8 protein-coding genes are annotated in these 6,376 nt (G+C 66.9%); 5 read left to right on the top strand and 3 right to left on the bottom strand.

Features of this window, described 5'->3' with window-relative positions:
• Positions 1-91: 91 nt before the first annotated feature.
• The 3 genes from HNS34_RS20195 to HNS34_RS20185 all read right to left on the bottom strand — a co-directional run bounded on the left by HNS34_RS20195 (position 92) and on the right by HNS34_RS20185 (position 1,162).
• On the bottom strand, positions 92-607 hold the full coding sequence (locus HNS34_RS20195) for a DUF3489 domain-containing protein (RefSeq protein WP_172321877.1): 516 nt from the start codon (positions 605-607) through the stop codon (positions 92-94).
• A gap of 91 nt (positions 608-698) precedes the next feature.
• Positions 699-887 (bottom strand): hypothetical protein, encoded by a 189-nt coding sequence (locus tag HNS34_RS20190; RefSeq protein WP_172321876.1) that lies wholly within the window; start codon positions 885-887, stop codon positions 699-701.
• 5 nt (positions 888-892) lie between these two features.
• Entirely contained in the window at positions 893-1,162 is a 270-nt protein-coding gene (locus HNS34_RS20185; protein WP_172321875.1) for a hypothetical protein, read from the bottom strand.
• 111 nt (positions 1,163-1,273) lie between these two features.
• Between HNS34_RS20185 and HNS34_RS20180 the strand changes: the two genes are divergently transcribed.
• From HNS34_RS20180 to HNS34_RS20160, 5 genes are all read left to right on the top strand, one after another.
• A complete protein-coding gene (locus HNS34_RS20180) occupies positions 1,274-1,834 on the top strand; it encodes a hypothetical protein (protein ID WP_172321874.1) in 561 nt (186 codons plus the stop codon).
• Positions 1,782-3,770 carry a phage terminase large subunit family protein gene (locus tag HNS34_RS20175; RefSeq protein WP_172321873.1) on the top strand — a complete coding sequence of 663 codons (1,989 nt, stop codon included), beginning with the start codon at positions 1,782-1,784 and terminating at the stop codon, positions 3,768-3,770. The genes HNS34_RS20180 and HNS34_RS20175 overlap by 53 nt, the downstream gene beginning before the upstream one ends.
• Positions 3,771-3,772: 2 nt before the next feature.
• Positions 3,773-3,982 (top strand): phage head-tail joining protein, encoded by a 210-nt coding sequence (locus HNS34_RS20170; RefSeq protein ID WP_172321872.1) that lies wholly within the window; start codon positions 3,773-3,775, stop codon positions 3,980-3,982.
• On the top strand, positions 3,982-5,553 hold the full coding sequence (locus HNS34_RS20165) for a phage portal protein (RefSeq protein ID WP_172321871.1): 1,572 nt from the start codon (positions 3,982-3,984) through the stop codon (positions 5,551-5,553). The genes HNS34_RS20170 and HNS34_RS20165 overlap by 1 nt, the downstream gene beginning before the upstream one ends.
• A 5-nt stretch (positions 5,554-5,558) precedes the next feature.
• Positions 5,559-6,376 (top strand): HK97 family phage prohead protease (locus tag HNS34_RS20160; protein ID WP_172321870.1); only part of this gene is annotated, 818 nt, incomplete at its 3' end.

Below are 6,376 nucleotides of genomic sequence, written 5' to 3'. Positions count from 1 at the left end.
GTCGAAACCCCAAAAAACCAAGGCGGCGCAACCCGAGCTGCCCGCAACTCCGCATAACCATGCGCTCCGCATATTACCGTTTATGCTGAGCTCAGCATAAACGGTAGACCCGACCCCGATCCTCGACCTTCTCCGAGGTGACTTCGAGCCCGAGCTTTTTCTTGAGCGCGCCGGACATCGCGCCGCGCACCGTATGTGACTGCCATCCGGTCGCGGTCATGATCTCTGCGATGGTCGCTCCATCCGGCGCGCGCAACATCGCGATGAGGGTAGCCTGCTTGGTGCCCTCGCGCGGCTTGCGGGTCTTGGGTGCTGCGTCCTCGGTCGGTTTGACCTCCGCGCTGTCAGTCTCGATGCCGATGGCGGCGAGGCCTGCATCGGTGGCGACCAGCGTGACGCCGTGACCGCCGCCGGTCTCGCGCCAGACGGGCTCGCCGTTGCGCATATCAGCGTCGACCTCTTCGATGAGGCCTTTGGCGAGCATCGCGCCGACCACCTTGGCGGCGGCTCCGCCGCGCAGGCTGTCGGGTAGCGGCAAGGCGATACTGCCGTCGCGTTGAGATGCGGCACTGAGAATGATGGCTTGGGTGTCGGTGAGTTTGGTCATGTTTGCCTCCGGGTTCTGAGCCGCGCGGGATGCTTGGCTTCTACCGAGGCGAGCCCGCCGCTTGGGCGGGCCGGGACCGACGCGCGATGGCTCAGTCGTCGCGCGCGATCAGCGCGAGGAGGACGGCCGCCATGCCGCCGAGATATTCGCGGCGGCGAAACACGATCTCGTCGATCTCGCTCGCGGTGTTGATGGTCGGGTCTACCTGAAGGTCGCCTGCCATGTGCGGCATCAGGCGGTTGGCCTCGAGGTTGTAACGCTCTGCAAGGGTGCTGTTCATCGGGCTCACTCCGCGTGTTCGCTTTCGCCGAAGGCGCTGTCCGTGATGCGTTTCAGGAGGCTGGCGTAGTGTTCGAGGGTGCCGACCATCGCCCAGCCCGCCTCGTCAGGGTGGCAGTTGAAATGGTCGTCGCTGAGCGCCTGCAGGCGGGTAAGCATCGCGTCGATCTCGGCCTTCTTGCCGATGAAGGCGTTGAGCGCCGCTTCCTTGTTCCGCGCAGTCTTCTCGGCGCGAAGCTGATGGCGGGGCGTTGTCTGCGGGTTCAGGCGGGTCATCGTGGTGGCTCCGTGGTGAGTTGCATCGTTTTCGTGAGACCACGTTCGCTCTGGTGCGGAGGCTTATCAACTACATAAGCACATGAATTTGAATGATAATCGGAGCGTGCAATGGAGGGTCTGAGCGAGCGCCAATACGCCGCCCGCATCGGCCTCTCACGCGGGGCGGTCCAGAAGGCCAAGAGCACGGGACGGCTGGTGTTGCACAGCGATGGCAGCATCGACGCGGAGGCCAGCGATGCGCTCCGCGCGCAGGCAACCGACCCGACGAAGACCCGCAAGGCACCGAAGCCGAAGCTCAAGCCTGTCTCGGAGGCTGCGGTTTCAGCCGTCGGCGAAACCCTGCGCGAGCAGGGAATGGCCGCCCCACCTGTGGGCAGCGGCACCACGTTCCTTCAAGCCAAGACGGCCAACGAGGTTCTGAAAGCGCAAGAGCGCCGCCTGCGGCTGCAAAAACTGAAGGGCGAATTGATCGACCGGGCTCGCGCGCTGTCACTGGTCTTCCGGCTCGCGCGGCAGGAGCGCGACGTCTGGGTGAACTGGCCCGCGCGTGCCGCGGCGTTGATGGCAGCTGATCTGGGTGTCGAGCCCGCCGCGATGCAGAAGGTCCTGGAGAAACATGTCCGTGCCCAGCTCGACGATCTCGCCGAGGTCAAACCCGATCTCAGATGATGATTTCGATGGCGCGGCCGAAATCCTGCGCGCCTGGAGTGAAGGCCTCACGCCGGACCCGGATCTGACGGTCTCGCAATGGGCGGATAGGCACCGGATGCTGTCGGGCCGCGCGTCGGCCGAACCGGGCCGGTATCGCACAGCGAGGACGCCCTACATGGGCGAGATCATGGACCGGCTTAGCCCGGGTGATCCGACACAGCGGATCGTGTTCATGAAGGCGGCACAGGTCGGCGCGACCGAGGCGGGCAACAACTGGATCGGCTTCGCGATCCACCAGGCGCCGGGACCGATGCTGGCGGTGCAGCCGACGGTGGAACTCGCCAAGCGCAACTCGCGTCAGCGGATCGACCCGCTGATCGACGAAAGCCCGGAACTGCGGGAACGGGTCAAACCGGCGCGCTCGCGCGACGCGGGCAACACCATGCTGTCGAAGGAATTCGCGGGCGGCATCCTGATCATGACGGGGGCGAACTCGGCGGTCGGACTGCGCTCGACCCCGGCGCGCTACATCTTTTTGGACGAGGTTGACGCCTATCCGGCGTCCGCCGACGAGGAAGGCGATCCGGTCACGCTGGCGGAGGCGCGCTCGCTGACCTTCGCCCACCGGCGCAAGGTGTTTCTGGTCTCGACCCCGACCATCCGGGGGCTGAGCCGGATCGAGCGGGAATACGAGGCATCGGACCAGCGCCGGTTCTTCGTGCCGTGCCCGCATTGCGGCCATGCGCAATGGCTGAAGTTCGACCGGCTGCGCTGGCAGAAGGGCCGCCCGGAGACGGCGGAATATCACTGCGAGGGCTGCGACGCGGCAATCGCGGAACACCACAAGACGGCGATGCTGGAGGGCGGCCAATGGCGGACGACGGCCGTTGCCGCCGATCCGACCACGGTCGGGTATCACCTCTCGGCGCTCTACTCGCCGATCGGCTGGATGAGCTGGGAGCGGATCGTGCGGGCCTGGGACGCGGCGCAGGGGTCGGACGAGGCGATCAAGGCCTTCCGCAACACGATCCTCGGCGAGACATGGGTCGAGACTGGCGAAGCGCCGGACTGGCAGCGGCTCTATGACCGGCGCGAGCGCTGGAAATCCGGCACGGTGCCCGCGGGCGGGCTGTTCCTGACCGCCGGGGCCGATGTGCAGAAGGACCGGATCGAGGTCGATGTCTGGGCCTGGGGGCGCGGGCTGGAAAGCTGGCTCGTCGATCACGTCGTGATCGAGGGCGGGCCGGATCGGCATGACGCCTGGTCGGAACTGACGGCGCTGCTCGACCGGTCCTGGCCGCATGAACGGGGGGCGCATCAGCGGATCGCGCGGCTCGCCATCGACACCGGCTACGAGGCCCCGGCGGTCTATGCCTGGTCGCGGGCGCAGGGGTTCGCGCAGGTGTCGCCGGTCAAGGGCGTCGAGGGCTTCAATCGCTCGAGCCCGGTGTCGGGCCCCACCTTCGTCGACGCGACCGAAGGCGGGAAACGCCTGCGGCGCGGGGCGCGGCTCTGGACCGTGGCGGTGTCGACCTTCAAGGCCGAGACCTACCGCTTCCTGCGGCTGGCGCGGCCGACCGAGGAAGACACTGCAGACGGGGCGGCGTTCCCGCCCGGTTCGGTGCACCTGCCGCACTGGGTCGAGAACGAATGGCTGAAGCAGTTCGTCGCCGAACAGCTGGTGACGGTGCGCACGAAGCGCGGCTTCGCCCGGCTGGAATGGCAGAAGCTGCGCGAACGCAACGAGGCGCTGGATTGCCGGGTCTACGCCCGTGCCGCCGCCTGGATCGCGGGCGCGGATCGCTGGTCTGAGGCGAAATGGCGCGACCTCGAGGATCAGCTCGGGGCCGCCCCCACCGACACCGATCCCGCCGGGCAGATCAACAGGCAGGGACAGGCCCCGCAGGGCAAGCGCCGCTCCGACTGGCTCGGACGGCGGGAGGGATGGTTCTGAACATGACCGACTGGACGGAATCCGAGCTCTCGGCGCTGCGCCGCGCCTATGCCAGCGGCACGACACGGGTCAGCTATGACGGCAAGTCGGTGGATTACGGCTCGGCCGAGGACCTGCTGGCGCGCATCCGCACCATCGAGCGCGCCATCGCGGGCGTCAGCCGACCGCTGCCGGTCGCCGGGCTTGCGGGCTTCTCGCGCGGAGACCGCTGATGTCTGCAAACTGGTTCGATCACGCGATTGCTACGGTGGCACCGCGCGCCGCAGCCCGTCGTGTCCTCGCCAGGCAGGCGTTTGAAACCCTTACACGCGGCTATGATGGCGCGGCGAAGGGACGGCGTACCGAAGGCTGGCGCGCGCCGGGGACCTCGGCCGACACCGAGATCGGCGTGGCCGGGGCGCTCCTTCGCGATCGCATGCGTGATCTGGTGCGCAACAATCCGCATGCGGCGAAGGCCGTGGCGGTGCTGGTCAACAACATTGTTGGCGCGGGCATCATGCCGCGCGCCGCCAGCGGCAATGACAAACTGGATCGAAAGGTCGATGCGCTCTTCGCGCAATGGTCGGACACGGCTGATGCCGACGGCCAGCTCGACTTCTATGGTCTGCAGACGTTGATCTGCCGCGAGATGGTCGAGGCGGGCGAGGTGCTGGTGCGCCGGCGTCTGCGGCGCGCGAGCGACGGTCTGCCGGTGCCGCTGCAAATGCAGGTGCTGGAGGCAGACTTCCTCGACGCCACGAAATCCGGCGCGCTCGGCGGGGGACGGCTGATGCAGGGGATTGAGTTTGACCCGGTCGGCAAGCGCCGGGCCTATTGGCTGCATGCCGAGCATCCGGGCGACGCCTATGGCGCATTGCAGAACGGGTTGCAGAGCCGTCCGGTCCCGGCGACCGAGATTGCCCATGTCTACGAAAAGCAGCGCACGCAGGCGCGCGGTGTTCCCTGGGGCGCGCCAGTTATAAGGTCCTTGCGGGACCTTGACGACTACGAGGTGGCCGAGCTGGTCCGCAAGAAGACCGAGGCCTGCGTCACCGCCATCGTCTTCGGCGACGACGAGGCGCAGCAGGGTATCGCGCCCTCTGTGGTGGATGCTGATGGCAACCGGGTTGAGCAGTTCGAGCCGGGGCTGATCGCCTATGCCCGCGGCGGCAAGGACATTCGCTTCAACCAGCCCTCAGCGACGGGAGGCTATGCCGAATACAAGCGGGCAAGCCTGCACACGATCTCGGCCGGGTTCCGGGTGCCTTACGAACTGCTGACCGGCGATCTCAGCCAGGTCAACTATTCCTCGATCCGCGCCGGGCTCGTCGAGTTCCGCCGCCAGATCGACGCCGTGCAGTGGCAGCTGTTCATCCCGATGTTCTGCGCGCCGGTCTGGCGCTGGTTCACCGAGGCCGCGTGGGCAGCGGGCCAGATCCCGACACCGGATGTGCCGGTCGAATGGTCACCGCCGAAGTTCGAAGCGGTCGATCCGCAAAAGGACGCGATGGCGAACCTAATGTCGATCCGCTCCGGCACCATGACGCTGGCCGAGGTGATTGCGAAACAGGGCAGGAATCCCGACGCCGTGCTGGCCGAGATCGCCGCAACCAATGCCAAGCTCGACGATCTTGGTCTGGTGCTCGACAGCGACCCGCGCCGCGTCACCAAGACCGGCAGCGCGCAAACAAGCGATCCGACTACCGATCCCGTCGACGACGACCCGGCCAATGACCCGGCGAGCGATCTGGCGGACGGCTCCGACACCGACCCGGCGCGGCCCGACCCAGACCAACAGGACTGACCAATATGGACACGATGATCGAAATCCCGGCCTTGCGCCGGATGGCGGAGCTTGCGCCGAACTCAGCCGATACCGACACTCGCACCGTCGAGGTGATCTGGTCGGCAGGCGCTCGGGTTCGTCGGTCGACCCTGTTCGGCGAACCCTATGACGAAGAGCTCAGCCTCGACCCAGACCATGTGCGGCTGGATCGGCTAAACGCCGGTGCGCCGTTTTTGAAGGTGCACGAGGTCGACACGCTGGATGCCGTGATCGGCTCGGTCGTCCCGGGGTCCGCGCGCATCGAAAACGGCCGCGGCGTTGCGCAGGTCCGCATCTCTGATCGCGCCGATGTCGAACCGATCTGGCGCGATATCCAGGCAGGGCACATTCGTGCGGTGTCTATCGGTTACCAAGTCCACCGCTTCGAGGTCTCGAAGCCCGAAGCGGCCCGTGAGCTTTGGCGCGCGGTGGACTGGACGCCCTTTGAGGTGTCCGCCGTGCCCGTTGGCGCGGACCCCGCCGCGGGCTTTCGCGCCAAATCTCAACTTCACGACTGCGTCCTCCATCGCCGGGACGTCCCACCCCCAATCACAGGAGCCATCCCGATGACGGACAAACCCAATGATCCGGCGAGCGACGCCGAAACCCAAGCGCAAAAGCCGACCGAGCCGGTTGAAACCGAGGACACCACGATGACCGAGCCTAAACCAGCTGCGCCTGATCCGAAGGGTGCCGCAGTCGAAACCCGTGCGCAGCCCAAGCTCCAGAAGCCCAAGGCCACCGCAGCGCCCGACACAGGAGCTGTCGAGACCCGCGCCCGCGAGGCCGAGCGCGATCGCGT

Origin of the sequence: Alterinioella nitratireducens (assembly GCF_013155465.1) — a bacterium.
Classification (GTDB): Bacteria; Pseudomonadota; Alphaproteobacteria; order Rhodobacterales; family Rhodobacteraceae; genus Alterinioella; species Alterinioella nitratireducens.
Note: the sequence above shows the minus strand (reverse complement) of the source record. Positions and strands in the feature narration are given on the sequence as shown.